General features: G+C 71.8%; 24 protein-coding genes. 14 read left to right on the top strand and 10 right to left on the bottom strand.

What is annotated here, in order from left to right:
* Positions 1 to 13: 13 nt before the first annotated feature.
* The 6 genes from H0488_RS02115 (at position 14) to H0488_RS02090 (ending at position 4,444) form a co-directional block, all read left to right on the top strand.
* Positions 14 to 439, top strand: a complete 426-nt coding sequence (locus H0488_RS02115; RefSeq protein WP_183097625.1) for a VOC family protein — start codon at positions 14 to 16, stop codon at positions 437 to 439.
* The gene (locus H0488_RS02110; protein WP_183097624.1) at positions 436 to 1,050 is read left to right on the top strand and encodes a cysteine hydrolase family protein; all 615 of its coding nucleotides are present in this window, start codon (positions 436 to 438) and stop codon (positions 1,048 to 1,050) included. The genes H0488_RS02115 and H0488_RS02110 overlap by 4 nt, the downstream gene beginning before the upstream one ends.
* Positions 1,047 to 1,367 carry a DUF6204 family protein gene (locus H0488_RS02105; RefSeq protein WP_183097623.1) on the top strand — a complete coding sequence of 107 codons (321 nt, stop codon included), beginning with the start codon at positions 1,047 to 1,049 and terminating at the stop codon, positions 1,365 to 1,367. Before H0488_RS02110 ends, H0488_RS02105 begins: the two co-directional genes overlap by 4 nt.
* A gap of 76 nt (positions 1,368 to 1,443) precedes the next feature.
* Entirely contained in the window at positions 1,444 to 2,859 is a 1,416-nt protein-coding gene (locus H0488_RS02100; RefSeq protein WP_183097622.1) for an MFS transporter, read from the top strand.
* A gap of 42 nt (positions 2,860 to 2,901) precedes the next feature.
* Entirely contained in the window at positions 2,902 to 3,360 is a 459-nt protein-coding gene (locus H0488_RS02095) for an SRPBCC family protein (RefSeq protein ID WP_183097621.1), read from the top strand.
* Positions 3,361 to 3,409: 49 nt separating this feature from the next.
* Positions 3,410 to 4,444 carry an EamA family transporter gene (locus tag H0488_RS02090; protein ID WP_183097620.1) on the top strand — a complete coding sequence of 345 codons (1,035 nt, stop codon included), beginning with the start codon at positions 3,410 to 3,412 and terminating at the stop codon, positions 4,442 to 4,444.
* A 355-nt stretch (positions 4,445 to 4,799) separates the two neighbouring features.
* Here H0488_RS02090 and H0488_RS02085 read toward each other — a convergent pair whose 3' ends face one another.
* From H0488_RS02085 to H0488_RS02075, 3 genes are all read right to left on the bottom strand, one after another.
* The gene (locus H0488_RS02085; protein ID WP_183097619.1) at positions 4,800 to 5,348 is read right to left on the bottom strand and encodes a GNAT family N-acetyltransferase; all 549 of its coding nucleotides are present in this window, start codon (positions 5,346 to 5,348) and stop codon (positions 4,800 to 4,802) included.
* A 3-nt stretch (positions 5,349 to 5,351) separates the two neighbouring features.
* Entirely contained in the window at positions 5,352 to 5,855 is a 504-nt protein-coding gene (locus H0488_RS02080) for a GNAT family N-acetyltransferase (RefSeq protein WP_183097618.1), read from the bottom strand.
* Between the two features lie 133 nt (positions 5,856 to 5,988).
* The gene (locus H0488_RS02075) at positions 5,989 to 9,189 is read right to left on the bottom strand and encodes an AfsR/SARP family transcriptional regulator (protein WP_183097617.1); all 3,201 of its coding nucleotides are present in this window, start codon (positions 9,187 to 9,189) and stop codon (positions 5,989 to 5,991) included.
* Positions 9,190 to 9,427: 238 nt separating this feature from the next.
* Between H0488_RS02075 and H0488_RS02070 the strand changes: the two genes are divergently transcribed.
* From H0488_RS02070 to H0488_RS02050, 5 genes are all read left to right on the top strand, one after another.
* Positions 9,428 to 9,610, top strand: coding sequence for a hypothetical protein (locus H0488_RS02070; RefSeq protein WP_183097616.1), 183 nt, complete (start codon positions 9,428 to 9,430; stop codon positions 9,608 to 9,610).
* A 222-nt stretch (positions 9,611 to 9,832) separates the two neighbouring features.
* The gene (locus H0488_RS02065) at positions 9,833 to 10,840 is read left to right on the top strand and encodes a DUF8832 domain-containing protein (RefSeq protein ID WP_183097615.1); all 1,008 of its coding nucleotides are present in this window, start codon (positions 9,833 to 9,835) and stop codon (positions 10,838 to 10,840) included.
* 28 nt (positions 10,841 to 10,868) lie between these two features.
* Complete coding sequence (locus H0488_RS02060; RefSeq protein WP_183097614.1) at positions 10,869 to 13,190, top strand: heavy metal translocating P-type ATPase; 2,322 nt, start codon at positions 10,869 to 10,871, stop codon at positions 13,188 to 13,190.
* A gap of 160 nt (positions 13,191 to 13,350) precedes the next feature.
* Complete coding sequence (locus H0488_RS02055; RefSeq protein WP_183097613.1) at positions 13,351 to 13,848, top strand: PGPGW domain-containing protein; 498 nt, start codon at positions 13,351 to 13,353, stop codon at positions 13,846 to 13,848.
* 64 nt (positions 13,849 to 13,912) lie between these two features.
* The gene (locus H0488_RS02050) at positions 13,913 to 14,317 is read left to right on the top strand and encodes an aminoacyl-tRNA deacylase (RefSeq protein WP_312856174.1); all 405 of its coding nucleotides are present in this window, start codon (positions 13,913 to 13,915) and stop codon (positions 14,315 to 14,317) included.
* 145 nt (positions 14,318 to 14,462) lie between these two features.
* On the opposite strand, the gene H0488_RS02045 is transcribed toward H0488_RS02050, so the two are convergent.
* Both H0488_RS02045 and H0488_RS02040 read right to left on the bottom strand, forming a co-directional pair.
* Positions 14,463 to 15,719 carry an NAD(P)/FAD-dependent oxidoreductase gene (locus H0488_RS02045; RefSeq protein WP_183097612.1) on the bottom strand — a complete coding sequence of 419 codons (1,257 nt, stop codon included), beginning with the start codon at positions 15,717 to 15,719 and terminating at the stop codon, positions 14,463 to 14,465.
* 170 nt (positions 15,720 to 15,889) lie between these two features.
* Positions 15,890 to 16,099 carry a heavy-metal-associated domain-containing protein gene (locus H0488_RS02040; RefSeq protein WP_183097611.1) on the bottom strand — a complete coding sequence of 70 codons (210 nt, stop codon included), beginning with the start codon at positions 16,097 to 16,099 and terminating at the stop codon, positions 15,890 to 15,892.
* Positions 16,100 to 16,365: 266 nt separating this feature from the next.
* Here H0488_RS02040 and H0488_RS02035 point away from each other — a divergent pair, with 266 nt between their 5' ends.
* Both H0488_RS02035 and H0488_RS02030 read left to right on the top strand, forming a co-directional pair.
* The gene (locus tag H0488_RS02035) at positions 16,366 to 17,817 is read left to right on the top strand and encodes an MFS transporter (RefSeq protein ID WP_183097610.1); all 1,452 of its coding nucleotides are present in this window, start codon (positions 16,366 to 16,368) and stop codon (positions 17,815 to 17,817) included.
* A gap of 81 nt (positions 17,818 to 17,898) precedes the next feature.
* Positions 17,899 to 18,126 carry a heavy-metal-associated domain-containing protein gene (locus H0488_RS02030; protein WP_183097609.1) on the top strand — a complete coding sequence of 76 codons (228 nt, stop codon included), beginning with the start codon at positions 17,899 to 17,901 and terminating at the stop codon, positions 18,124 to 18,126.
* A gap of 41 nt (positions 18,127 to 18,167) precedes the next feature.
* On the opposite strand, the gene H0488_RS02025 is transcribed toward H0488_RS02030, so the two are convergent.
* On the bottom strand, positions 18,168 to 18,668 hold the full coding sequence (locus H0488_RS02025; protein WP_246371332.1) for a M20/M25/M40 family metallo-hydrolase: 501 nt from the start codon (positions 18,666 to 18,668) through the stop codon (positions 18,168 to 18,170).
* Here H0488_RS02025 and H0488_RS02020 point away from each other — a divergent pair.
* On the top strand, positions 18,605 to 19,057 hold the full coding sequence (locus H0488_RS02020) for a pyridoxal-phosphate dependent enzyme (RefSeq protein ID WP_312856172.1): 453 nt from the start codon (positions 18,605 to 18,607) through the stop codon (positions 19,055 to 19,057). The two genes, H0488_RS02025 and H0488_RS02020, sit on opposite strands and share 64 nt — an antisense overlap.
* Here H0488_RS02020 and H0488_RS02015 read toward each other — a convergent pair.
* The 4 genes from H0488_RS02015 to H0488_RS02000 form a co-directional block, all read right to left on the bottom strand.
* Positions 19,017 to 22,034 carry an AfsR/SARP family transcriptional regulator gene (locus H0488_RS02015; RefSeq protein ID WP_183097607.1) on the bottom strand — a complete coding sequence of 1,006 codons (3,018 nt, stop codon included), beginning with the start codon at positions 22,032 to 22,034 and terminating at the stop codon, positions 19,017 to 19,019. The genes H0488_RS02020 and H0488_RS02015 overlap by 41 nt on opposite strands.
* Entirely contained in the window at positions 21,920 to 22,957 is a 1,038-nt protein-coding gene (locus H0488_RS02010) for an EamA family transporter (protein ID WP_312856171.1), read from the bottom strand. Before H0488_RS02010 ends, H0488_RS02015 begins: the two co-directional genes overlap by 115 nt.
* A gap of 24 nt (positions 22,958 to 22,981) precedes the next feature.
* On the bottom strand, positions 22,982 to 23,596 hold the full coding sequence (wrbA, locus tag H0488_RS02005; RefSeq protein ID WP_183097606.1) for an NAD(P)H:quinone oxidoreductase: 615 nt from the start codon (positions 23,594 to 23,596) through the stop codon (positions 22,982 to 22,984).
* A gap of 226 nt (positions 23,597 to 23,822) precedes the next feature.
* Entirely contained in the window at positions 23,823 to 24,956 is a 1,134-nt protein-coding gene (locus H0488_RS02000) for a class I SAM-dependent RNA methyltransferase (protein WP_183097605.1), read from the bottom strand.
* Between the last annotated feature and the right edge of the window lie 119 nt (positions 24,957 to 25,075).

The following is a 25,075-nucleotide window of genomic DNA, read 5'->3' as shown; positions in this document are numbered from 1 at the left end:
CAGGAACACACTGATGGCCACCACCCGATCACCACGACACCAGGTCCTCCAGATGCGAGTCGTCGTCGAGGCCGACGACTATGACGAGGCCCTCGCCTTCTATCGCGACGCCCTGGGTGCGGGCGAGGAGCTCCAGATCCACTCGGAGGCGGGCGAGCACGTCACGATCCTCGACGTAGGACGCGCCACGCTCGAGATCTCCAACCCGGCCCAGGTGGACATGATCGACCGGGTCGAAGTCGGGCACCGGGTGAGCCCGCACGTGAGAGTGGCGTTCGAGGTCGCGGATGCGGCAACCGTCACCGAGGAGCTGGTCCGAGCCGGTGCCGAGCTCGTCGCACCACCCACGGTCACACCCTGGGGGTCTGTCAACGCACGACTGGATGCTCCGGCCGGACTCCAGATCACCGTCTTCGAGGAGTCGGGGGACGCATCATGAGCACCCCCACCGCAGTCCGGCTCCCCGACTCCACCGCCCTCGTCGTGATCGACGCCCAGGTCGGGTTCGACGCCCCCTCCTGGGGACGGCGCAACAATCCCCACTGCGACCGGAACATCGCCACACTCGTGTCGACCTTCGTGGCTGCGGGCCGACCGGTCGTGTACGTACGTCACGAGTCCGCGAGCCCGAAGAGCACGCTGCACCCGCAGAACCCCGGCAACGCACTGAAGCCCTACCTCCAGGAGCACACCCCGGACCTGGTGGTGACGAAGACGGTGCACTCCAGCTTCCACGGGACCCCTGACCTCGACGCCTGGCTGCGTGGTCGCGGCGTCTCCGCGATCGTGATCGCCGGCATCACGACCAACCACTGCTGTGAGACGACTGCGCGCGTGGGCGACAACATCGGGTACGAGGTCTGGTTCGCGCTCGACGCCACCCACACCTTCGACCGGGTCGGGCCTGATGGCGCCACGATGACGGCCGACGAGCTCTCGCGAGCAACCGCGACGAACCTCCACGGCCAGTTCGCGACCGTCGTCTCGACAGAGCAGGTCGTCGCTGCCGCCCGCGCGCCTGCAGCACGAGCGAAGCCGTCTGCCGAATGAACAGCGACGTGTTCCGGGTGACCGTCAGCGGCAAGTTCGTGCATTTGACCAGCCAGCAGCGTCGCGACCTCGTCGCCGGGTCCGACGTCGCCCTGATGTCGTTCAGCCGCCCCGGGACCTTCACGTGCGACCCCACGGGGACGGTCTTCACGTTCCGGTGCGCCGTCCCGGCCGACGAGGCCGGCGACGCACCGGATTCCCAGGAGGAGTCCGTCCGTGCGCTGGCGCTCGCTGCGCTGGCCGCCCACGGCTACCAGGTCGAGGTTCGGCGGACCACGGTCGTCGACATGCGCGAGATCAAGATCCCGCGGCGGTAAGCACGTGCACAGGAACAGTCATGAAGATCTGCTGTCCACACTGGGCCCGCGACGCCGCGCCCTGCTGTGGTGCGCCGTGCTCTCGGGACTGCTGCTGTCGATGCTCGACCAGACCATCGTCGGGACAGCGCTGCCCACCATCGTCGAGGACCTGGGCGGCCACCGCTGGTACGTCTGGGTGGTGAGCGCGTACCTCGTGCCGGCCACCGTGATGATCCCGGTCTTCACACGGCTCTCGGACCGCTTCGGTCGGCAACGCATGCTCCTCAGCGGCATGGCGACGTTCGTCGCGGCCTCCGCGCTCTGTGCGTTCGCCCAGCAGATGCCCCAGCTGGTGGCCGCCCGCGCGGTCCAAGGCGTCGGGGCGGCGGCGCTCGAGGCGCTCTCGTTCCTCCTGGTCATGGAGCTGGCCGGGCCGACCAGGAGCGCACGTGCCCAGCTCGCGCTCGCCGGCGTGATGACGTTCAGCTTCGTCGGCGGGCCGCTGGCCGGCGGCATCCTCAGTGACCTGCTGGGTTGGCGGTCGATCTTCCTGGTCAACGTCCCGCTGGGGATGGCCGCGCTCGCAGTGATCGCCGTGGTCCTGCCCCCTCAGGTCGGCCAGCGTGAGGACAGGAGGCTGCCTGTCGACGTCGCGGGCATCGCCGTCCTGACCCTGGCGACCGGGGCGTTGCTGGTCGGGCTCCACCAGCACGCTGTCGTCTCGTCCTGGTCCGACAGCCGGACCGGGGGGATGGTCGTCCTGGGCCTGATGGGCCTGGCCCTGCTGGTCCTCGTCGAACGGCGTGCCGTCGCGCCCGTCCTGCCTCCACGGCTGCTCGCCGATCCCGTGGTCGGGCGACTGCTGGTGGCAGGCGGCTTCGCAACGTTCGGCCTGTACGTGCTCGTCGTCCTGCTCCCGCGACTGCTGCAGTCCGAACAAGGCCTCAGCGCCAGCGCGACCGGCGTCCGGATGTACCCGTTCCTGCTGGCACTGCTCGTGGGGGTCAACGTGGGCGTGGGGCTGATCCAGAGCCGGGGTCGGTACGTGGTCGTCCTGGTGGGTGCCAGCGCCGTCGTCATGGCGGCGGCCGGCGGTTTCCGGGTCTGGGTCGGCGGTGACCTGTATGCACACATGGCGGTCCTGGCACTCCTCGGCCTCGGGATGGGTCCTGCGCTCTCCGGCCTGCAGATGGTGATCGGGCGCGTGGTCGCACCCGAGGACCTCGGCGCTGCGATGGGAGCACTGCTGCTGGCTCGCCAGGTCGGTGGAGCGGTCGCCCTGGCAGGGGGCGAGGCCCTCTACGACGTCCGGGTCGCGGCAGGAACCTCACCGATGCAGGCGACAGGCTTGAGCGTGGCGGTGATCGCTGCCGGCGGCGCCGCCGTCGCGGGGATCGCGCTGCTGGGACTGCGCGGGCGCGACGTACTGGCTCCTCGACCGCCCGAACGTGACCGACCGCTGACCGATCGACTCGCAGGGCAGCGACCCCCGGCGAGCAGCACGACATGACACCGACACGCACCACCCCCACACCCCGAGAAGGAGAAGCAGATGAGCCGGAAGTCCGTGCACGTGACAGCAGAGTCCATGGCCACCCCCAGCCAGGTCTGGACGCTGCTCGCCGATGGGCCCTCGTGGACACGATGGGCCGGGTTCGACGAGGTCGACTACGACCGCGAAGGCACCCCCGCTCCGCACGGCCTCGGCGCGGTACGACGTATCCGCATCGGCCGGCTCAGCTCCATCGAGAACGTCCTCGCGTTCGAGGAGGACAGGCTGTTCTCCTACGACTATGTCGGGACCCTGCCCTTCAAGGCGTACCGCGCCGACGTCACCCTGACTGCCGTCGAGGGCGGCACCTTCATCGACTGGCGCTCCCAGTTCACCACCAAGTACCCCTTCACCGGCAGCCTCCTGCGCCTCGTCATGACCCGGGTCCTCACCGACATCTCGAAGCGGCTCGCCGCCGCCGCGGAGGGCGTGGCCGCGGACGGAGCGAGCGCGAGCTGACCGCCGCACGACCTTCGTCGACGACCGAGAACCACGTCAGGAGCCCATCATGACCCCGCAGGCCCGCGCTTCGGTGATAACCCTCGTCGCGCCCGCGGCGTGGGGGTCGACGTACATCGTCGCAGGCCAGCTTCTTCCTGCCGACCACCCCTTGTACGCCGCGCTGATCCGCGCCCTGCCGGCCGGACTCGTCCTGCTGGCGTTGCGTCGGAAGCTGCCCACAGGCGTGTGGTGGTTCCGGGCGGCCTTGCTCGGCCTGCTCAACTTCACGGCCTTCTTCTCGTTGGTGTTCCTGGCAGCCTTCCACCTGCCCGGCGGCGTCGCGTCCACGATCACGGCCACATCACCGATCGTCGTGATGGCCTTGGCGTGGATCCTGCTCCGCGAGACGCCCGGTTGGAGCCGGGCCGCAGCAAGCATCGTCGGCCTGGTGGGCGTCGCCGTGCTCGTCCTCAACGGCGGGAGCTCCGTCGAGCCCGTCGGAGTGCTCGCCGCTGTCGGATCCGTGGTGGCCGCAGCCCTGGGGTTCGTCCTGATCAAGCGATGGCCCGCCCCCGTGGACATGGTGACCCTGGTGTCCTGGCAGCTGGTCGCCGGAGGACTCGCGCTCCTGCCTCTTGCCCTCGTCTTCGAGGGACGGCCGCCGCCCGTGGGTGCCGGCTCGATCGCCGGGTTGCTGTGGATGAGCATCGTGGGAACCATTGGGGCCTATCTGTGCTGGTTCCACGGCCTCACGCATCTGCCGGCAGGCACGGTCGCCCTCATCGGACTCGTCAACCCCGTCGTGGCGACGGCGTTGGGCGTCATCATCGGGGGCGAGGAGTTCAGGTACACCACCGCCATGGGGATGGCCCTGGTCCTCGGCGGAGCCCTTGCCGGGCAGCCCGCGATCGGGCGGCTGGTGACGCGTCGCCGCGCAACGATCGACCCCTGCTGCGACGACGACCTTCCGACGTGCTCCGGCATCCCGGGCGAAGGAATCGGCCGCAGCGCCGTCGGTCCGCAGGGACCTGCAGGTCCCGCCGAGACCGGACGTGTCGAGGAACTGTGCTCTTCCGCGCCCGCGGCGCGAGCACATCCCTGACCCGGCGGCACGTGCACCCACGGCCTCGCCGGGCTGCTCCGACCACCGCTGCCTCAAGACAGGCGACGGACAGTCGAGAGCAAGCGGCATGCCCGACCGTTCTTGTGTGGCCAACTCGACCACAGCCAACCGAGGCGGTGAGCCAGATGAACACGACCAGCCTGACGCCCACGACCCGTTCGACCGGAGCCGTCCGATCGAACCTGATCCCGCCGCACTGCTGGTGCGGCCAGGACCTCGAGCACGTCCGCTCGGGCCACTGCCCACGGTGCGGTACCGCGCGAGCCGCTGCCCTTCCCCCTCTCGCCCGCGCCAGCTGACCGCGACCACAGCTACGGCCGCTGGGCGGGAGCCCTCAGGCGCGGGATCGAGAGGCGTCTGCGGCGAGCTCGTAGACGATCTCCAGACCATCCTCCTCGTCCCACTGTTCGCCCACCTCGAGGAAGTCGTAGTCAGCGAGCAGTGCGAGCGAGGGCAGGTTGTCAGGAGCGACGGTGGCTCGGACGGTCCGGATGAGCGGTGACGCGTGAGCGCGGGAGAGCAACACGTCGAGGGCGGCCCGCGCGTCGCCGCGCCGACGCAGGGCCGGGTCGACGGCGTAGCCGACTTCCACCATGCCTTCTGCATCCGGGGCCGCGTGGAATCCTGCCATCCCGACCGCCGCCGCTGCGTGCTCGTCCCACACGATGCCCGTGATCCAGGGCAGGTCCTGGGGCGCAGCCACGGCTTGCCGTGCACGCACCCGCCACACGTCGACCGCGTCGGGTCCCGCCAGCCAGGGCGAGAGCTGCCAGGGACAGTGCTGGCTCGCAAGGACCAGGTCGCCGTCGGCGAGATGTTCGAGAGTCGCCGGGTCAAGGTGAATGATGCGGACGCTCGGCGCCGAGCCGACTTCGCCTGTCACCGCTCACCGCTGCCTGGGAATGGCGAGCCAGGACTGCCAGCTGATGTCGACGCCCACGAGTCGCGGCAGCCGGAAGGGCCACCTGGCGGCGATCCACCTCGGGACGAGCTCATCGAGGGCGCGTTCCACGGCAGATCCGACGTACTCGTCCCGGACCCACCAGGAGATGTCGGCGTCCGCGCCTGCCTTGTCGGTCGGGTCGATGTAGACGCAACCGATGAGCTCGCTCTCCTCCGCATCGAACAGGGCGTAGTTGAACGACTCGTGGCGCTCGATCTCGTCGGCGTGGTGCTGCAGGTCCGCGCGATCCTGTTCGGGCGTCATGTCCGCAGGGGGCCATCCCCAGGCCTCCCCGTAGATCGACCACAGGCGCTCGCGAGAGCCCATCACGGCGAGCATGTCCTTGTGGGTGTCGTCAGGACTGATCGGCCGGAGGTGGTGACCCGTGGACAGCTCCTCCCGCAGCGGGTGCTCCCAGTCTCGGGGCAACCAGGTGTCGTCGGCCATCTGAGCTCCTCTGTGCGTGGTGTGCAGTGGCGGCCGGTCCCGACTGCAAGATCGGAGCGAGTCTTCCGGCCGGGCGTTGAGTCTGCGTTGCCTCACGGGTGGGCTCGGGGAGCGGCGGTGCCGCCCCGGGACGTCAGACTCCTGCGACGGAGTCCGGCGTGAGGTCGGCGACGGCGGCCGCGAGGTCACGCTCCTCGTGCGGCGGGCGTGGTCGGGACGAGGAGATCCGCAGGCGGGAGGCCTCGGCGAGCAGGCCGGCAGCAAGGTCTCTGTCCCCACGCGCCGAGGCGAGCCGGCACAGTCCCTCCAGCGCCGTGCTGGTGAGCCCCGGCTCGCCGATCCTGCGGCTGAGCTCGAGCAGCTCGTCGTACCGGCGACCGGCAGCGGTCGCGTCGCCCGCAGCTTCGTCCCACCGGGCCAGGCCGGCGAGCGCGAGGCCCTGGGACACAGGCGTGCCGAGCGCGCCGAAGCCGGCGTACGACTCCGCGTACCGCTCGCGTGCCAGGCCCCACTCCTGGCCGACCTGGGCGACGAGCCCGTGGCCGTAGCAGGCGAGGACGGCGCCGGCCCCGTCACCGACGTGCTCCGACGCGGCGCTCGCCCGGTCCAGGAGGCTTCGAGCGGCCTCCTGGTCGCCGAGGTGGAGCTGAGCGATCGCCAGGTCGGCCAGCGCCCACTGGACGGTGTTGTAGAGGCCGGCCCCGGCCGCCACGTCGATCGCCTCCTCGAGAGCACGTGAGCCTTCGTCGTAGCGGCCGAACTGCCGCAGCCCCCAGCCGAGGTGGTAGAGGATCGCGGACAGGCCCCACGGATCGTCGAGGTGCCGGAACGTCGCGGAGGTCGCGCGCCCGATGGGGACCGCAGCCGTCTCGTTCCCGTTCTTGAGGGCGGTCTCCATGCGTACGAAGCCGACGACGCCGCCGCCCCAGGCGTCACCGTCGGCGGCGAACTGTGCCTCGGCCTTGCACAGCAGGTCCTCGGCCTGGTCGGGGTCCTGGCCGGTGACGCCCTCGACGGCCAGGAGGACGCGTGAGAGGGCGGCACGGGAGCCATCGCCCAGGGCGTCGAAGATCGCCAGGCTCTCCCGGGCGGTCTCGGCGCAGCGCGGACTCGGGTGCACGAGGCACGCGCGAGGGCGCTCCACCAGGGAGACCGCCTGCAGGGCACGGGCCCGCGAGGACGGGCTGCCCTCGCCCGACTCGAGCAGGCGGGACAAGACCTCGCGGCCCTCGAGGTGGCGCCCGAGGTGCCAGAAGAGCCCGAGGGCACCGGCCGTCTCGAGTGCCGAGTCGAGATCGCCACCCGGCCGGCCCAGCCAGGCGAGCGCAGCCCTGATGTTGGGTTGCTCGTCGCGGAGCCGTTGGAAGGTCTCACGCTGGTCGTGGCCGCGCAGGCGGGACTCGGCGTCGTGGACGACGTCACGGAAGTGCTCCGCATGCCGCTGCGCCACGGCCTCGTGCTCACCGGAAGCGACCAGCTGCTCGGCGGCGTAGTGGCGCAGGGTGTCCAGCATCCGGTAGCGGGTCGATGCCCCTCGGTCGACCACCACCATCGAGCGTTCGACCAGCCGGCCGAGGGTGTCCAGCACCTCACCTGTCGCGAGAGCGGGGTCGGTCACCACGGCTTCCGACGCGCTCAGGCTCCATCCTCCCTGGAAGACGGCGAGCCGGTTGAAGACGGTTTGCTCCCGCTCGGTGAGCAAGGCGTAGCTCCAGTCGACGGTCGCGCGGAGCGTCTGCTGCCGGGCTTCGGCGGTGCGCGCCCCCGTCGTGAGCAGCGCGAACCGCTGGTCCAGGCGGCCAGCGATCTCGACGGGCGACATCGTCGCCACCCGAACGCCGGCAAGCTCCAGCGCGAGTGGGATGCCGTCGAGAGCGCGAGTGATGCGACCGATCGCAGCGAGGTCTTCGTCCCCGAAGACCGTCCCGGGCCGCACCGACCGGGCCCGCTCGACGAACAGCTGCGCGGCCGGGTACAGCAGGACGTCCCCGGCGGGGGTGCCGTCCGGCGGCGTCCCCAGAGGGCCCACCGTCACCTGCACCTCGTCGGGGATCGCGAGAGCCTCACGGCTCGTCGCCAGGATCGTGACGTCAGGGCACCTGCTGAGGATCTGGTCGATGAGACCGGCAGCGGCGTCGATGACGTGCTCGCAGTTGTCGACCAGCAGCAGGAGTCGGCGTCTGACCAGGTACGAGACCACTCGTTCGCGCACGTCACGGTCCCCCGCCGCTCCGTCGAGAGGCACGCCCAGGGCGTCGGCCACCGCCAGTGGCACCTCGTCGGGCATGTCGACGGAGGCGAGGCGGACCCCGAAAGCGCCGTCCGGAAAGGCCTCGGAGGTTCGCACCACGGCGGCGAGCGCCAAGGATGTCTTGCCGGCACCGCCGGGGCCGATCAGCGTCAGCAGGCGCGTGCCGAGGACGAGCTCTCCGAGTGAGTCGAGTTGTGCGTCGCGGCCGATCAGCGGACGCACCACCGTCGGCAGGTTGGTGGGCGCAGTCCCGACCTTCTCGGCCGGGACGACGCGGGACACCGCCACGGACGCCGGGGTCAGGTCGGGTAGTGAGCCCAGCGCCTCGTCCTGCCGGAGCACGCGTTCGTGCAGGGACCGCAGCGTCAAGGAGGGCTCGAGCCCCAAGGACTCATCCAGGACGTCGCGGGTGCGCCGATACGCCTCGAGCGCCTCCGTCTGTCGCCCACTGCGGTACAGAGCGACCATGAGCAGCCCGGTGAGCGACTCGAGGGTCGGATCATGCGCCACCAGAGGATCGAGGTCCGCGACCACCTCCGCGTGGCGGCCGAGCGCCAGCGCGACCTGAGCACGTTCGGTGAGCGCGGCCAGCCTGAGCTTGGAGAACCGAGCGGCCTCGACCATCGCCCACTGCTCGGCTGCGAAGTCGGCCAGTGCGTCGCCCTGCCACAAGGCCAGGGCCTCGTCGTACGCGTCCAGCGAGGCCGCGTCAGCCCCGTCCACCGCCGCCTCGGATCGCGCCCTCGCCTCCCGCACGCGGGCAACGAAGTCGACGGCGTCGACCGACCGGGGATCGACGTTCGCGCGGTAGCCCACGCCTTCGCGCGTGACCACCTCAGGCACACCGACCGCCTTGAGACTGCGTCGTAGCTTCGAGACCCGGATCTGCAGGGCGTTCATCGGATCCTGGGGAAGCGACGACTCCGACCAGAGCCGGTCCACCAGCATGGTCGCCGGGATCGTCCGCCCGGGGGACAGCAGGAGCTGAACCAGGACCGCGCGCTCGGCAGCGCCGGGCATCCCTACCGGGCAGCCCTCGACGAGGATCTCCATCGGTCCCAACAGCCGGAAGCGCACGTCCACAAGCTCTCCTCGTCACCCCGCTGGGTAGTCGTCGTCATGTCACGCGGGGGCTCAGGCAACGCCCAGTGGTGGCCCTCCGACTGTACGGGAGATCAGCTGCCGGGTGGAGGAACGGGCGCCACAGCGCCGTCGGCGCCTGCGCCTGCGCCGCAGGACAGCGTTGGGACAGGGGACGGCAACCCGGGCGGGCCACAGTCATGGCACGCACCCGTCCCCCTCCGAAAGGCAACGCACCGCCATGAACGAGATCTACGCAGCCTTCGTCGTGCACGAGTCACGACGCGGCGCCCAGGCCCGCAGGGCCACCCGCCACACCCACGACGCCCGCGTCTTCCGCCTGAACCGTCCCGGCGCGATCGGGACCCTCGCCGTGCTCCCCGGCGACCCACGCATGGGCGTGATCTGGCGCAGCAATCGTTGACCGCCCGAGCGGCCGCGCCTTCCTGTCGGCCCGCCGGCCTCTCCTATACCCCCCTGGGGTATATAGTTCCGTCTCCCATACCCCTGGGGGGCATCTCCCCACTTATGACAGCCAGGAGCCAGCGATGAACACCAGCGAGTACCAGGTCCCCACCGAAGAGGTCGACGACGGCGCAGTCCTCGCCGCCGTCGCCGAATCGGGCTACCGGACGGCGGGCGCGTCGTGAGCACCCCCGTCCGCCTGGGGGCCTACGGCGCCGGGCTGGCCCTCGTCTTCGGCGGCGCGTTCGTCGCGGCAGACGCCGTCGTGCCCGCGAGCACGGTCGACAGCTGGACCGACGAAGCCGGCGGGCACACCATGAACGGCACCACGAGCGGCCCCGGGGGCCACGGCTCGAGCGGACCGTCCCAGACCGACGCCGCCGCCCCAGGCGTCACCAGCGCACAGAACGGCTACCTGCTCTCCCCCGTCGCTGCCCCCAGCGCTGTCGACCGGGCCGGGAAGCTGTCGTTCCGGATCCTCGACGCGGACGGCACGGGCGTGACGCGCTTCGCCACCTCGCACGAGAAGCGGATGCACCTGATCGTCGTCCGCACCGACGGGACCCGGTTCCGCCACGTGCACCCCACGATGGATGACGACGGCACGTGGTCGCTGCCCTGGAGCTGGACCTCGGCCGGCACCTACCGCGTCTATGCCGACTTCGTCCCGGAGACGGACGGAGCAGTCGAGACCATCACGCTGACTCGCACGGTCGACGTGGCCGGCCGGCTCACCCCCGCACCCGCCGCGCCGGCCAGCACCGCGACCGTCAGCGGGTACCGCGTGGAGCTCAGAGGTGAGGTGGCCCCCGGATCAGGCTCCGACCTCACCTTCGTCGTGTCGAGGGACGGGTCCCCGGTCACCGACCTCGAGCCCTACCTGGGTGCGTTCGGCCACCTGGTCGCGCTGCGTGAGGGCGACCTGGCCTTCCTGCACGTCCACCCCGAAGGCGACGAGCCGGCCGCGGGCGAGGAGTCCGGCCCAGAGATCGGCTTCATCGCCGAGGCACCCACCCCGGGCCGCTACCTGCTCTACCTGGACTTCAAGGTCGACGGCGAGGTCCACAGCGCCCCGTTCGTCGTCGACACAGCCGGCCTCCCCACCGCCGAGGACGGCCACTCCGAGCCGACGCACGCGGTCACGGAGCCCGACACCGACGCCGAGTCCGGCGACGGCCACGACCACTGACGCACATCGCACACCGAAGGAAGAACCCATGACTGCGCACCCGGCCCCCAACCTGGGCACCAGCATCGAGCTCGCGATCGGCGGGATGACCTGTGCCTCCTGCGCGATGCGGATCGAGAAGAAGCTCAACAAGCTCGATGGCGTCACCGCCACCGTCAACTACGCCACCGAGAAGGCGCAGGTCCTGGCCCCCGAGGGGGTGGACACCGCGGCCCTCATCGCCGAGGTGGCCAAGGCCGGCTACACCGCCACTCTGCCCCGCAGCAAGGACGCTGCCCCCGACGCGGACGCGTCGGGGGACGAGCAGCCCGACACGGAGCTCCTCGCCCTGCGACAGCGCCTCCTCGGTTCAGTGGCCCTCGCGGTGCCCGTCATCGCCTTGTCGATGATCCCCGCGTTCCAGTTCGACTACTGGCAGTGGGCGTCACTGACGCTGGCAGCACCCGTGGTGCTCTGGGCGGCCTGGCCCTTCCACCGCGCAGCGTGGACCAACCTGCGGCACGGCGCCGCGACCATGGACACGCTGGTCTCGCTCGGCACCCTCTCGGCGCTGCTGTGGTCGCTGTACGCACTGTTCCTCGGCACCGCCGGCACCCCCGGCATGACGCACCCCTTCGAGCTGACAGTGAAGCCCACCGACGGCGCCGCGAACATCTACCTCGAGGTCGCCGCCGGCGTCACCATGTTCCTGCTCGCTGGCCGCTACTTCGAGAAGCGATCCAAGCGACAGGCCGGTGCCGCGCTGCGGGCCCTGCTCGAGCTCGGCGCCAAGGACGTGGCCGTCATGCGCCACGGCGTCGAGGTTCGCATCCCCACCGCCGAGCTCACCGAGGGCGATGAGTTCGTGGTCCGTCCCGGCGAGAAGATCGCCACCGACGGCGTCATCGTCTCCGGCACCTCCGCAGTCGACGCCTCCATGCTCACCGGCGAATCGGTGCCGGTGGAGGTGGGCGAGGGTGACCCCGTCACCGGCGCCACCGTCAACGCGGGCGGACGCCTCGTCGTGCAAGCCACCCGGGTCGGGTCCGACACCCAACTGGCCCACATGGCCAAGCTCGTCGAGGACGCCCAGTCCGGCAAGGCGCAGGTCCAGCGCCTCGCCGACCAGGTCTCGGGCATCTTCGTGCCGATCGTGATCGGCATCGCGGTGGCCACACTTGCGGCCTGGCTCGGCGCGGGATTCCCGGTCAGCGCCGCCTTCACCGCGGCGGTCGCAGTGCTCATCATCGCCTGCCCGTGCGCGCTGGGCCTTGCCACGCCGACCGCCCTGCTGGTCGGCACCGGCCGCGGTGCCCAGATGGGTGTGCTCATCAAGGGCCCCGAGGTGCTGGAGTCGACCCGCAAGGTCGACACGATCGTGCTGGACAAGACCGGCACCGTCACGACCGGCAAGATGACCCTGGTCGACGTGTTCGTCGCCGACGGCGTCTCCCGCGGGGAGCTGCTCCGCCTGGCCGGTGCCCTCGAGGACGCCTCCGAGCACCCCATCGCCCAGGCCATCGCCAAGGGAGCGGTCCAGGAAGTCGGGCAGTTGCCCACCCCTGAGGACTTCGCGAACGTCGAAGGCAAGGGCGTCCAGGGCATCGTGGACGGACACGCGGTCCTCGTCGGACGCGAGACGCTGCTGGCCGACTGGTCACAGCACCTCGACATCGACCTCGCACGCGCCAAGGCGAACGCTGAGGCGCAGGGCAAGACCGCCGTCGCCGTTGGCTGGGACGGCCAAGCACGGGGCGTCCTGGTGGTGGCAGACCAGGTCAAGGCGACCAGCTACGAGGCGATCGCACAGCTGCGGTCCCTGGGCCTGACCCCGATCCTGCTTACCGGTGACAACCGTGCCGTCGCCGAACAGATCGCCGCCGAAGTCGGCATCGAGGAAGTGATTGCAGAGGTCATGCCCCAGGACAAGGTCGACGTCATCACCAAGCTGCAGGCCCAGGGGAAGGTGGTCGCCATGGTCGGCGACGGTGTGAACGACGCCGCGGCCCTCGCCAAGGCCGACCTCGGCCTGGCCATGGGCACCGGCACCGACGTGGCCATCGAGGCCGCCGACATCACCCTGGTCCGCGGAGACCTGCGCAGCGCAGCCGACGCGATCCGCCTCTCACGCAAGACCCTCGGAACGATCAAGACCAACCTGTTCTGGGCCTTCGGGTACAACGTCGCAGCGATCCCGCTGGCCGCCCTCGGGCTGCTCAACCCGATGCTCGCCGGCGCCGCGATGGCGTTCTCCAGCGTCTTCGTCGTCGGCAACAGCCTGCAGCTGCGCTCGTTCAGGAGCCGAGCCACTGACACCCCGGCCGCGCCGACCACCACCCCGGCGCGGCCCGCCCAGCCGGCCGCCACCTGACCCATCCCGGCGACGCCGTCCACTCTCCGACGCCGCCCCGGACGAGACCCGATCCCCCGGGCGCCGAGGAGGCCCCTGCCATGGCAACGACCACGAAGACCCCTGTCCCGGGTACCACGACAGCCCCCCGCCGGCGGTGCAGCGTCGTCGGGGGCGCGTGATGACACGAGTCGTCCGCGCCGCGGAGAGAGTGTTGCGCGAGACGGCCGGCTGGCTGTTGTTGGTCGGAGGACTGGCGGCGATCCCGCTGCCCGGGCCGGGCCTCCTGATCACGTTCGCCGGACTGATGCTGCTCTCGCGCCAGTACGCCTGGGCCGAGCGCCGCGTCGGATGGGTCCGGTTGCGCGCCCTCGAGGGGGCCGCACGGAGTGTTGCCACCTGGCCGCGCCTCACCGTGTCCATCGGGGGTGCAGCCCTTGTCCTCTCGGCGGGCATCATCTGGATCGCGTCACCTCCGGCACCCCTGTGGTGGCCGCTGACAGAGACCTGGTGGCTACCGGGGGGCGTGGTCGTCGGTGTGACGCAGCTGGCCTCGACGGCCGTCGCGCTTGCCCTGCTGGGCTACAGCTACCGGCGGTTCCGCGGAGCACCCGGAAGGCTGACCGCGGTCGCGCAGGCGTCGTCCGTCGAACCGAGGAGGAGGGGTCATGATGAGTGAGGAACGCGCCAGGGCGGCGCTCGAATTGTCCGGCATCGACCACACGATCGTTCGTCACGGTCCCGTGAGCTCTCTCGTCGAGGCCGCGAGCGCCCGCGGCGTGGCCCCGAACCAGGTTGTCAAGACACTGGTCGTGCGTCGTGGCGAGGACGACTACCTGTTCATCCTGGTCCCCGGGGACCGGCAGATCAGCTGGCCCAAGCTGCGCGCCCTCCTCGGCGTCAGCCGCCTCTCGATGCCCAACGCCGAGACCGCTCGAGACGTGACCGGATACGAGCGCGGCACGATCACCCCGTTCGGCGCACTGCATGCGTGGCCCGTCGTCGCCGACGTCCGGGTCCGCGGGACCATCTCGATCGGTGCAGGCGCGCACGGGGTGAGCGCCTCGGCTGACGCGGGTGACGTCGTCCGGGCGCTGTCCGCCCCCGTCGCCGACGTCACGGCACGACAGGCACCCGACGCCGGGTGAGCCCGCAGACCTCGGCGCCGCCCGGGTCGGGTGACCCGGACGGCGCCTTCTGGGGGGCCTGCCGCGCAGCTAGGGGGGCACCGCGGCGGCAGGGATCAGCGCAGCGTGTGGCCGCGCTGAAGATCATGGAGGGCTCGCGCGGTGGTCACACGCCCGACGTGGGGCTCAGTGTGGCGGTCACCACGTCGGCGACCTCCTCGACCGCCGCGCGGGCCACGACCAGTGGTCGCAGCCGATTGGCCAGCTTCGCCGAACCCAGCGTCACCGCCGCGCTCACGCGGTGTTCTGCGCTCGTGAAGACGGTGACGTGCGTCTCGTGCCCTGGCGGCGCCAGGACGACCTCCCGGTCACGTCGGGGGCACGGCGAGCCGAGGACGTTGATGGCCTTGCCGTACAACCACGTCGAGTAGGAACCGCTGGGACCGAACGGCCCCGGGTCCTCGGTCCGTCGCAGGTCGTGGCTGACGGTGCGGGCGACGTGGGCTCCCTGCGCCAACGCATGGCCCCAGTGCTCGATCCGCGTCGACCCCTCGACCCGAGCGAGGTCCCCGGCGGCGTACACCCCCTCGACGTTCACGGCGCGCAGACGGTCGTCCACGAGCACGCCGTCGTCGAGCGCCAGCGGGGAGTCGCGCAGCCAGTCCACGTCGGGGTCGACCCCGAGTGCCTCGATGACCAGGTCCACGGTCAGGCCTGTGCCGTTGCTCAGGGCGAGCCGGAGGCCGTCGCCGGCCACCTCGAGCGAGTCGACGCGGGCCTCGATGAGGCCGGCGAGGTGTTCCTCGTGCCGCTTCCGGACCCACCTCGCGATGGTGGTGCCCAACCGTCGGGCCATGGGGTCGGCCGCGGCGCCGATCAGGAAGACCTCATGCCCCAAGGTCGTCAGGACGTCGGCCGTCTCGGAGCCAAGCAGGCTCGCGCCCACGATGCCCACCCGCGCCGGACGCTCGTGCCTCCTGCCGACATCGGCCAGGAGTCGCCGGATGTGGTCGGCATCGTCGGAGGTGCGCAGCGGCGTGACCAGACCACTGAGCGCGGGGCCGTCGAGGCCTCCCACGCGTGCTGGAAGCAGACGTGGCCGCGCGCCTGTGGCGATGATCGCAGCGTCATAGGAGAGGCGGCTGCCGTCCTGCAGGACGACCGCTCGGCGTGGGATGTCCAGCCCCTGGGCGCGGCCGGTGAGCAGCACGGTGGGGGCATCGTCCGGGAGGACCGTACGCACGGACTCGAGCCTGGCGTCGGGCTGCAACAGGGTCTTGTTCACCGCGGTCCGGTTGTAGGGAACGGGCCCCTCTCCGTGCACGAGAGTCAGGTCGCCGTCGAACCCGAGCGTTCGCAGCTGGGTTGCGGCGGCCGTGCCGGCTGCACCCGCGCCGACGATGACGACCGATGCGACGGTCATGAGACGCCTCGCTCGCGGCCGGTGCACGGCGCCTGGAGTCGGGTGGTCGACAGATCAGCTCCTGCGCCGGGCTGAGGTGAGGAAGTCATCGGATGTCCTTGTGGTGGGAGCGGCAAGAGGGGGGCCGGTCCCTTCCTGGACGGGTGGCAGGAAGGGACCGGCAGGTGCTCTCAACCGGCAGCCAGCTGGTAGCCGGCCTCCTCGACGGCACCCTTGATCAGGGCCGGGTCGAGGTCGGAGTCCGACGTGACGGTGATACGTCCCGTCGAGAGCTCGACGGCGACGTCCTGGACGCCGGGGACCTGCGTGACTTCCTCGGTCACCGTCATCGCGCAGCTGTTGCACGTCATGCCGACCACGGTGAAGTTGCTACTGGTCATGGGAAATTCCTTGTCTGTCGCGGATGGAAGGCGCACTGGTCGAGACGTGTCGTCACGCCGGCAGTACCCCGTGGGAAGAACGATGGGGAGGTCCACTGTCCTGACGCTGTCCGCAGACTGTCGCGCTGCATGAACCCGGGGCTGGCGACCATCCGGGGCCGGCTTCGTGGCGACAGGAGTGGGACAGGGGACGGACAGACGCCCCGGGCAGCCTCTCTGCATCGGCAGCATCACTGCGCCGCTCACCACTGAAAGAGAGGAAACCCATGTCTTCCACCGCACCGACCGCGGGAAGGACCGGCGACCGGCGCTGGCTGGCGCTGGGGCTCATCGCCGCTGCTCAGTTCATGGTCATCATGGACACATCCATCATCGGGGTGGCGCTGCCCGAGATGCAGCAGGACCTCGGCTTCGATCCGCAGAACCTCAGCTGGGTCTTCAACGCCTACGTCGTCGCGTTCGGCGGACTCCTGCTGCTGGGAGGACGCCTCTCCGACCTGCTCGGGGCTCGGCGCATCTTCAACGCCGGCTGGGCCATCCTCGCCGTTGGCTCGCTGGTCGCCGGACTGGCTGACACCGCCACCGTCGAGATCGTCGGCCGCGCCGTGCAGGGCGCCGGCGCAGCACTGATCGCGCCCTCGGCGCTGACGCTGCTGTTCACCATCTTCGGCGCGAACCCCAAGGAGCTCACCAAGGCCCTGGCGCTCTACGGCGCCGCCGCACCCGCCGGCGGCACCGCCGGCGTCTTCCTCGGCGGCGTCCTGACCGAGTACGCCAGCTGGCCCTGGGTGTTCTTCATCAACGTGCCGCTGGCCGTCGCGGTCCTGGTCATGTCCTCGGCGGTCATGCCGGCGGGCGCCAGGACCCGGGGCAGCATCGACTTCGTGGGCGCCGGCACGGTCACCGCCGGGATCGCAGCCGTGGTCTACGCCGTCGTGCAGGCGCCCGAGGCAGGCTGGACCGCCTCGTCCACAGTGATCCCCGCCGTCGCCGGAGTCGTGCTGCTGGGAGTCTTCGTGTCGCTGCAGGCCCGCCTGCGCCAGCCGTTGATGCGCCTGGGCATCTTCCGCGCACCCGACCTCGCCGCGGCCAACGTGGCCCAGCTCCTGCTCGGTGCTGCCTGGATCCCGATGTTCTTCTTCATCAACCTGTACCTGCAGCAGGTGCTGGGGCTCGGGGCGTTCGCCAGCGGCGCGGCGCTGCTGCCGCTCACGCTGACCATCATGATCGGCATGGTCGCGATCGCTCCGCGCCTGATCGCCCGCCACGGCACCAAGGCGATGACGGTCGCGGGCCTGGCCACCCTGGCCGTCGGTCTGGTGTGGCTCTCCTTCATCAGCCCCGACGGATCGTTCTCCGTGGACGTGCTGCCCGCCACCCTCGTCACGGCCGCTGGCATGGCGATGGCGTTCATCCCCTCTCTGGGCACCGCGCTCTCAGCGGCCGCCCCTGAGGAAGGCGGGCTCGCGGCAGGAATCGTCAACACCAGCTACCAGATCGGGTCCGCGCTGGGACTCGCTGCCATGACGGCCGTGGCCGCCGCGTACGGCGCCGACCAGATCGGCGACGCCGACGCTCTGACGAACGGCTTCTCAGCTGGCCTGTGGGGCGCCGCCGCCATCGCCGGTGCCGGAGCGCTGATCGCGGCACTGACGCTGCGACCAGCCGCCTCCCCTGCGGCGCCTTCCGCCGAGGAAGCACGCGTGGGAGCGAGCTGAAAGACGTCGAGCCCCGTCCGCCCAGCGGCGGACGGGGCGCCGACCTTTCCTGTCCACCATCCCCCGTTCGGAGGCACGCCCATGCGCACACTGACCTTCTCCGTCGACGGCATGCGCTGTCGTCGATGCGTACGGCGCGCCACCGCGCTGGTTCGAGACGTCGACGGCGTCCAGGCCGTGACAGCCGACGCCAAGTCGGGGCTGCTCACGGTCCTCGGCACGATGACGAGCTCCGACATCGTGGCGTCCTTGCGCGACACGACCTTCACCGCGCACCTCGTCGCGGAAGAGGACCGGACGGAGTCCTGACCCGGACGCAGGGCGCCGCCGATCGTGCGGTCCACGACCCGCTACGCGTGGGCGTGGTCGGATCGGGCCTCCCCGCCGACAAGGTCGCGCACGAAGGCGGTCAGGAGGTGGGTCCGGCCGGGCAGCTCGTCGATGACTACGTGCTCGTCGTCGGCATGGGCTCCCCCGCCGATGGCGCCGAGACCGTCGAGAGTCGGAGTCCCGACGCCGGCCGTGAAGTTGCCGTCGGAGGCCCCGCCCACGGCCACGGACCTCGGCTCCGGCATGTCGAGGCGTGCGGCGAGCGCACAGATCCGGGCGTAGAGACCCGCCGAGGACGAGGCTTCCATGGGTGGCCGGTTCGGGCCGCCATCGATGTCGAGCGTGGCCCACGGCAGTGCTGGGCGGAGCGACTGCATGGCTCGGTCGACGCGCTGCTGCTCCGTCACCGTCCGAGCCCTGACATCGACGGCGAAGGACCCGGAACCCGGAACGGTGTTTGCCGCGGAGCCCGCCTGCACGATTGTGGGAGTCACGGTGGTCCCGACGTCGGTCCTGCTCAGCTCGGCCAGGTCCCCACAGATCCATCATGGCTGGACTGAACTGTGGGACACCGTCGCTGCTCGCGTGGCCGACGCTGCGGGCAGGTCTGACGGGGAGCCTGGTGATCGACGACGCTCTCGCCGAGACGGCCATGGTCCTCCTCGCCGAGGACGGAGTGGCCGCCGGTGAGACCGGCGCTGCCGCGGCCGCGGCCCTCCTGGCGCTGGCCGACGAGCCGGAGGTGCGGGGACGCCTCGGACTCGATCACGAGTCCCGGGTCGTGCTGCTGTGCACGGAGGGCGCCACGGACCCCGACGGGTACCAGCGCGTGGTGGGGCGGGCACCGGACGAGGTGGACGCCGCGGCGTTCAGCGCAGCAGCTCGTCGACGAGGTCGTCGAACCGGCTGATCTTCGCCCGGGCCTCGACCATCGCCACGGCCGCGCCGAGGGATCGCGTGACGTCCTGGGACAGTGCGGTGACTGCGCCCGCATCAGCGGGCGGGACCGGCGCGGAGAGCCGGCCTCGCTCGCGCGACGCGACCGCGAGGAGGAGCGCGGCGTGCTCGCGGCGTCCGTCGGCCGCCGCGACCAGCGCGAGGGACTCCAGCGCCTCGCACATCCCGCCGCGCAGCTGGATGGTGCGGGCAACCGCCAGCGCCTCGCGGGCGTGCGCGGTCGCGGCCTCCGGGTCACCGAGGCCGGCGGACGCGCGGGACAGGGCGTTGAGCGCCGAGATCTCACCCTCCTTGTAGTCGATCTGTCGCCAGACCCGTAGCGCTTCGGCGCCGGCCACCATCGCGGTGTCGCCGTCGCCGTCACGGAACGCCAGCCGGGCACTGCAGACGAGGGCCAGCCCGAGCATGTGCGGCTCGTTGGCCGTCTGCGCCAGCACCGTCGCCTCCTCGAGCAGAGCGCCGGCCGCCCCCTCGCCGCCGTCGAGCGCAGCGCGGGCCCGCAGGACACGTGCCGCGACGTACCCCCACGTGTCGGAGCGCTCGCCCAGGAGGTCCCGGGCACGGTCGGCGGCGCGGGCCGACGCCGCCATGTCCCCCAGCGCCCACTCGGAGACCGCCAGGGTCAGCGCGGCTGCCGCGGCGCCCTCGGGGTCCCCGTGGCGCTCGGCGAGCGCGATCGCCTCCGTGCAGGCGTCGCGGGCGAGCTCGAGGCGTCCCATCGGGTTCGCGAGGAGCCCCACGCTCCGCAGCACGCTGGCCCGGGCCAGAGCGGCGTCGGGGTCCGTCCGTCCCTCCTCGTCCGAGAGCTGCCTGACCTGCAGCAGCCAGTCGAGCCCCTCGGGTGCCTGGCCGTGGAGCGTCCACACCCAGGAGAACGCGGCGGCGATCGTGGCGGCCGGCTCCAGCCGCCGCTGCTCGAGGGACCAGGCGAGCGCGGCGCGGGCGTCGGCGACCAGGGGCCGCAGGGTGGTCAGCTCGTGGCGCTGGGCCAGTCCGCCGCTCCGCCGCCGGACCGACCCGGACACCGAGGCGACCCAGTCGGCATGGCGCCCCCGGATGGAGTCCACGTCCAGCTCGGCCGCCGCCCGCCTGGCGGCGTACGCCCGTATCGGTCCCAGCAGGCGGTGCCGCTCGTCGAGCACGACGAGCGACTGGCGCACCAGGGACGCGAGCCGGCCGAGGACCTCCTCCTCGTCCTGGCCCGCGACGGCCGCCGCGGCCCCGACGGTGAAGCTGGCGGGGAAGACGCTGAGCTCCCACAGCAGCTCCCGCTCCGCCGGCGTCAGGAGCACGACGCTGGCGTCGAGCGCTGCCGTGAGGGAACGGGGGTGCGGCAGCACCGAGGACGCCTCGGCCACGGGGCCGTCCGCGTGTGCCTCGATGCGCTGACGCAGCATCGCGGTGGTCAGGACGTCACTGTTGGCCGCGGCCACCTCGATGCCCAACGGCAGGCCGTCGAGCGTGCGCACCATCGCCGCGATGTCGCGGAGGCGCTCGTCGGTCGCCGCGAAGTCCGCCCGCAGGGAGCGCGCACGGTCGCAGAACATGCGCACGGCAGGGTTGTCCGCGAGCTCCTGCGCGCCGTCGAGGGCGTCGGGGGGCACGGCCAGCGGCGCGAGCTGGTGGACGGTCCCCCCGACCGGTCCCACGGGTCGTCGGCTGGTCATGAGCACGCTCAGCGACGGCGCCACCTCACGTAGAGCCATCACCGTCGACCCGACAGCCGCGACGAGGTGCTCGCAGCTGTCCAGCACCAGCAGTCCGCGGGCGTCGCGCACGGCGTCGGCGACGGTCACGAGGGCGTCCTGCCCGGCCGCCGGTCGGAGGTCGAGGGCGTCGGCGAGCGCAGCCGGCACGTCCTGCTCGCGGGCCACGCTGCTGAGGTCGACCCACCACACGGGCCGCTCGTCGGCCGCGGCGACGGCTGCCGCCAAGCGGGTCTTCCCGACTCCGGCAGGGCCGGTGATCGTGTAGACGGGCGCGGTCCGCATCGTGGCGGTGGCGGTGGCCAGGTCGTGGTCCCGGCCGACCATGGACAGCGGCGGCTCGACCACGGCATGGGGCGCCGGTCGGACGCGGGGCGCCTCGTCCGCCGCCGTCGCGGCGGCTGTCGCGAGCCCCTCGCCGGCGCGCGTGGCCGACTCGTCGTACGGCGCCACCCAGTCCAGGGCAGCATCCTGGCGGAGGATCGCGAGCTCGAGCTCCCGGAGCTCACCACCCGGGTCCAGGCCGAGCTCGCGGGCCAGCAGCTCGCGTACGCCGCGGTGCGCCTCGAGCGCCTCCCCCTGTCGCCCGGTGCGGTACAGCGCCAGCGAGAGCTGGGCGTGCAGCTTCTCGCGCAGCGGGTAGGCGGCGCTGAGTGACTGCGCCTCCATCACGACCTCGCGGTGCCGCCCCAGGGCCAGCATGGCGTCGAGCCGGGTCTCCTGCGCCTCCAGGTACGTCTCCTGGAGGCGCGCGCGCTCGCCACCCAGCCACTCGTGGTGCGCGGACTCGGCGTACGGCTCGCCACGCCACAGGCGGACTGCCTCATCGGCCTCGGCCAGGCCCCGGCGGACCTCCACACCCGAGGGGGACGCCGTGCCCGCCATCGCCGAGCGCACGAGCCGCTCGAGCCGCTCCGCGTCGAGGCAGTCGTCCGACACGTCAAGGCGGTAGCCGGTCGCCGTGGTGACCAGGACCTGCCGACCGACGGGCCCGAGGGCACGCCGCAGGTAGGAGACGAGCTGGTGCACGGCGTTCGAGCCGTCGACCGGGGCGTCGCGCTCCCAGAGGCGCTCCGCGAGAAGCTCGACCGGTTGGGCGAGCCGCCGGTTCAGGAGGAGCGCGTGGACCAGGGTGCGGGGGCGTCCGCCGCGGAGGGCGACGACGGTCCCGTCGACCCGGACCTCGAGCGGTCCGAGGACCAGGAACTCGACCGGGACCTCCACGGCGCAACGGTACGGGACCGGGCGACCCGCGAGGGAGGCACGGACCGAGGGCCGAGACCGCCGCGGGACTGGGCGGCCACCAGGCTCCCGAGGGCGAGCAGCAGGCCCACGACCTGCAAGCCGGACAGGGTCTCACCGGCCGCAGCGAGGCCCACCACCGTCGCCACCACGGGGGAGAGCAGGCCCAGGTATGCCACCCGGCTCGCCGGGAGCAGCTGGATCCCACGGACCCAGAGGTAGTAGGTGAGCGCGGTGTTGACGAAGGTCATGTAGCCCAGCGCCAGCGTCTCGCTGCCGGAGACACTGCCGGGCAGGCCCTCCCAGACCAGCGTGAGCGGCAGCAGGAAGAGCCCGCCGGCTGACAGGATCCAGCCGGTGAAGGCGACGACCCCCACGTCCGCCGGACGGCCCCACCGCTTGGTCAGGACGACGCCCACCGCCATCGACGCGGCCCCGAGCAGGCCGGCCACGACACCGAGGACGTCCAGGTGGGCGTCGCCGCGCAGGACGAGGAGCCCGACTCCCAGCACGCCGGTGACGCCCGCGAGCACGGCTCGGCCGCTCACCCGCTCGTGCAGCAGCACGGCCGAGAGCGCGACGACCACCAGCGGCTGCACCGCCCCCAGCGTCGCGGCCACCCCGCCGGGGAGACGGTAGGCGGCCACGAACAGCAGGGCGAAGAAGGCGCCGATGTTGAGCACCCCGAGGACCCCGGCGCGCCACCACCAGGCGCCCCGGGGCACGGTGCGCGTGACCGCGACCAGGAGCAGGCCTGCCGGCAGGGCGCGCAGCGTGCCGGCGAGCAGCGGGCGGTCCTCGGGCAACCACTCGGTGGTGACGAAGTAGGTGGTGCCCCACAGGGCGGGCGCCACCGCGGTCAGGGCCAGGACCAGCAGGACGGGCTGGGAACGGTGGTGTCGCACGACGGTCTCCTCGGCCGCGCCCGGTCAGCCGGCCCGGAGCTCGTGGGTCTGCGAGGCCACGACAGCCAGCCGCTCGCCCAGGTGCTGCGCCGAGAGCAGGGCCACGTCGCCCGGTGCGGCGCCGCCCTTGGCGACGTGGCTGGCGCCGTACGGGTTCCCGTGCTCGTGCTGGACCTCAGCGGTGTAACCGGGCGGCACGATAATGCCGCCCCAGTGGTAGAAGGTGTTGTTGAGAGCAAGGATCGTCGCCTCGACGCCGCCGTGGTCCGTGCTGGTCGCGGTGAACGAGGCATACGCCTTGCCCTCGAGCTCGCGCCGGAACCACAGGCCACCGGTCTGGTCGATGAACTGCTTCATCTGGGCGCTGGGAAGCCCGAAGCGCGTGGGCGTCCCCAAGGCCACGCCGTCTGCCCACCTCAGGTCGTCGAGGGTCACCTCGGGAAGGTGGTCCGTGCTGGCGACGTGCTCGGCCCAGACGGGATTGGCCGCGATCGCCGATGCGGGCGCCAGCTCGGGAACCCGGCGCAGCCGCACATCGGCTCCCGCCTTCTCGGCCCCAGCGGCCACTGCCTCCGCGAGCCGGTGCACGCCGCCGGTCGAGGAGTAGTACGAGATGAGGATGTTCGTGGACCTGTCCATGGGGATGCTCCTTGTGTGGGGACCCGGATCCCGGGCTCTTCCACGACGATGGCGGTCCTGCCTGCTTCCCCCCTTTCGGATGCCTTTCACGCTGCGGCGCTCAGCAGTGACAGCACCACGGCGGGTCTGCTGCACGGATAGGTGACATCTGATCTGTGGCGCCAAGGGGGATGACACAGAAGGATGTCTGTCGCGCCGTTGACTTGTTTCCCGTGTGAAGGCTCGTTCAGCGCGGCCGCGCGCAAACGTCCGCAGGCTCCAGCAGCGCAACGCATTCCGTGTGGCTGGTCATCGGGAACAGGTCGAACGCCCGGAGGTCCGTGAGCCGGTAGCCGTGCTCGGCGAAGATCGCCACGTCGCGGGCGAGCGCCGCGGGGTCGCAGGCGACGTAGGCCACGGCCCGCGGCCGCCGGTCGACGACCTGCTCGACGACCTTCCGCTTCGCACCCACGCGCGGCGGGTCGAGCACGACCAGGTCGAAGGGGGCGTCGTACGTCGTCGCGAGCACGGCGCCGACGTCGCCGGCCGTCGCGTCGAGGCCGCGGCAGTTCCGCCTCGCCAGCCGTACGGCGGAACCGTCCCCCTCGACCGCGCACACCCGGCCACCCGGGCCGACCGCATCGAGCAGGAACCGGCTGAACAGCCCGACGCCGGCGTAGAGATCGAGCGCCGACTCCCCCGGCTGCGGGTCGAGGGCGTCCAGCACGGCGCCGACCAGGGCCTCCGGCGCGCCGGGGTGCACCTGCCAGAAGCCGCTGGCGGCGACGTCGAACCAGGTGCCGCGCACCTCGAACGACGGGCCGTCGGGTGCCTCGAGCAGGCAGCGCTCGACCGGCACCACGTCGTGCGACCGGTGCTTGCGCATCCCGCGTCGCCCGCCGGGCAGCGGCACGTAGCGCTGCCGGGTCCGCCAACCCAGGCCCGCGGTGTCGCCCGGCACCGCCTCGACCACGACCTCCACCTCCAGCCCTGCGAGCCGACGCAGCTGCTCGCGCACCACCTGGGCCTTCAACGCCCGCTGGGCGGGCAACGACGCGTGCTGGAAGTCGCAGCCACCGCACTGGCCGGGCCCGGCGTACGGGCACGGCGCGACCACCCGGTCCGGCGACGGGGCGAGCACCTCGACGGCGTCGCCGCGCCAGAACCGGTCGCCCTCGGTGCCCTCGGTGATCTCGACGACCACCCGCTCCCCCGGCAATGCGTGCCGCACGAACACGACCCGGTCGCCGTCACCCTGCGGAAGGCGCGCCACGCAATGACCGCCGTGGGCCACCGGACCGATCTCGGCCTCGAACCGCTCACCGACATGCGACTGCCCGCGCTGCTGTCGGGCTCGGGGACGGCGCGGCGGTGGGCTCACGGGCAGCTCACTGGACCTGCCGGTCCCGGTCCTTGCCGCCGCCGACCCGGCCCCTGCGGATGTCGCCCGGGTGCACCCGGGTCTCCTCCCGCTCCTCACGCTCCTTCGCGGCGATCGAG

It is taken from the genome of Nocardioides pelophilus (assembly GCF_014180685.1).
GTDB classification, from domain to species: Bacteria; Actinomycetota; Actinomycetes; order Propionibacteriales; family Nocardioidaceae; genus Nocardioides; species Nocardioides pelophilus.
Note: the sequence above shows the minus strand (reverse complement) of the source record. Positions and strands in the feature narration are given on the sequence as shown.

What these genes read in the sequence shown, in the direction of transcription:
- H0488_RS02115 (WP_183097625.1), top strand. Translation starts at nt 14, where the DNA reads ATGGCCACCACCCGATCACCACGACACCAGGTCCTCCAGATGCGAGTC.
- H0488_RS02110 (WP_183097624.1), top strand. Translation starts at nt 436, where the DNA reads ATGAGCACCCCCACCGCAGTCCGGCTCCCCGACTCCACCGCCCTCGTC.
- H0488_RS02105 (WP_183097623.1), top strand. Translation starts at nt 1,047, where the DNA reads ATGAACAGCGACGTGTTCCGGGTGACCGTCAGCGGCAAGTTCGTGCAT.
- H0488_RS02095 (WP_183097621.1), top strand. Translation starts at nt 2,902, where the DNA reads ATGAGCCGGAAGTCCGTGCACGTGACAGCAGAGTCCATGGCCACCCCC.
- H0488_RS02090 (WP_183097620.1), top strand. Translation starts at nt 3,410, where the DNA reads ATGACCCCGCAGGCCCGCGCTTCGGTGATAACCCTCGTCGCGCCCGCG.
- H0488_RS02080 (WP_183097618.1), bottom strand. Translation starts at nt 5,855, where the DNA reads ATGGCCGACGACACCTGGTTGCCCCGAGACTGGGAGCACCCGCTGCGG.
- H0488_RS02070 (WP_183097616.1), top strand. Translation starts at nt 9,428, where the DNA reads ATGAACGAGATCTACGCAGCCTTCGTCGTGCACGAGTCACGACGCGGC.
- H0488_RS02060 (WP_183097614.1), top strand. Translation starts at nt 10,869, where the DNA reads ATGACTGCGCACCCGGCCCCCAACCTGGGCACCAGCATCGAGCTCGCG.
- H0488_RS02055 (WP_183097613.1), top strand. Translation starts at nt 13,351, where the DNA reads ATGACACGAGTCGTCCGCGCCGCGGAGAGAGTGTTGCGCGAGACGGCC.
- H0488_RS02045 (WP_183097612.1), bottom strand. Translation starts at nt 15,719, where the DNA reads ATGACCGTCGCATCGGTCGTCATCGTCGGCGCGGGTGCAGCCGGCACG.
- H0488_RS02040 (WP_183097611.1), bottom strand. Translation starts at nt 16,099, where the DNA reads ATGACCAGTAGCAACTTCACCGTGGTCGGCATGACGTGCAACAGCTGC.
- H0488_RS02035 (WP_183097610.1), top strand. Translation starts at nt 16,366, where the DNA reads ATGTCTTCCACCGCACCGACCGCGGGAAGGACCGGCGACCGGCGCTGG.
- H0488_RS02030 (WP_183097609.1), top strand. Translation starts at nt 17,899, where the DNA reads ATGCGCACACTGACCTTCTCCGTCGACGGCATGCGCTGTCGTCGATGC.
- wrbA (WP_183097606.1), bottom strand. Translation starts at nt 23,596, where the DNA reads ATGGACAGGTCCACGAACATCCTCATCTCGTACTACTCCTCGACCGGC.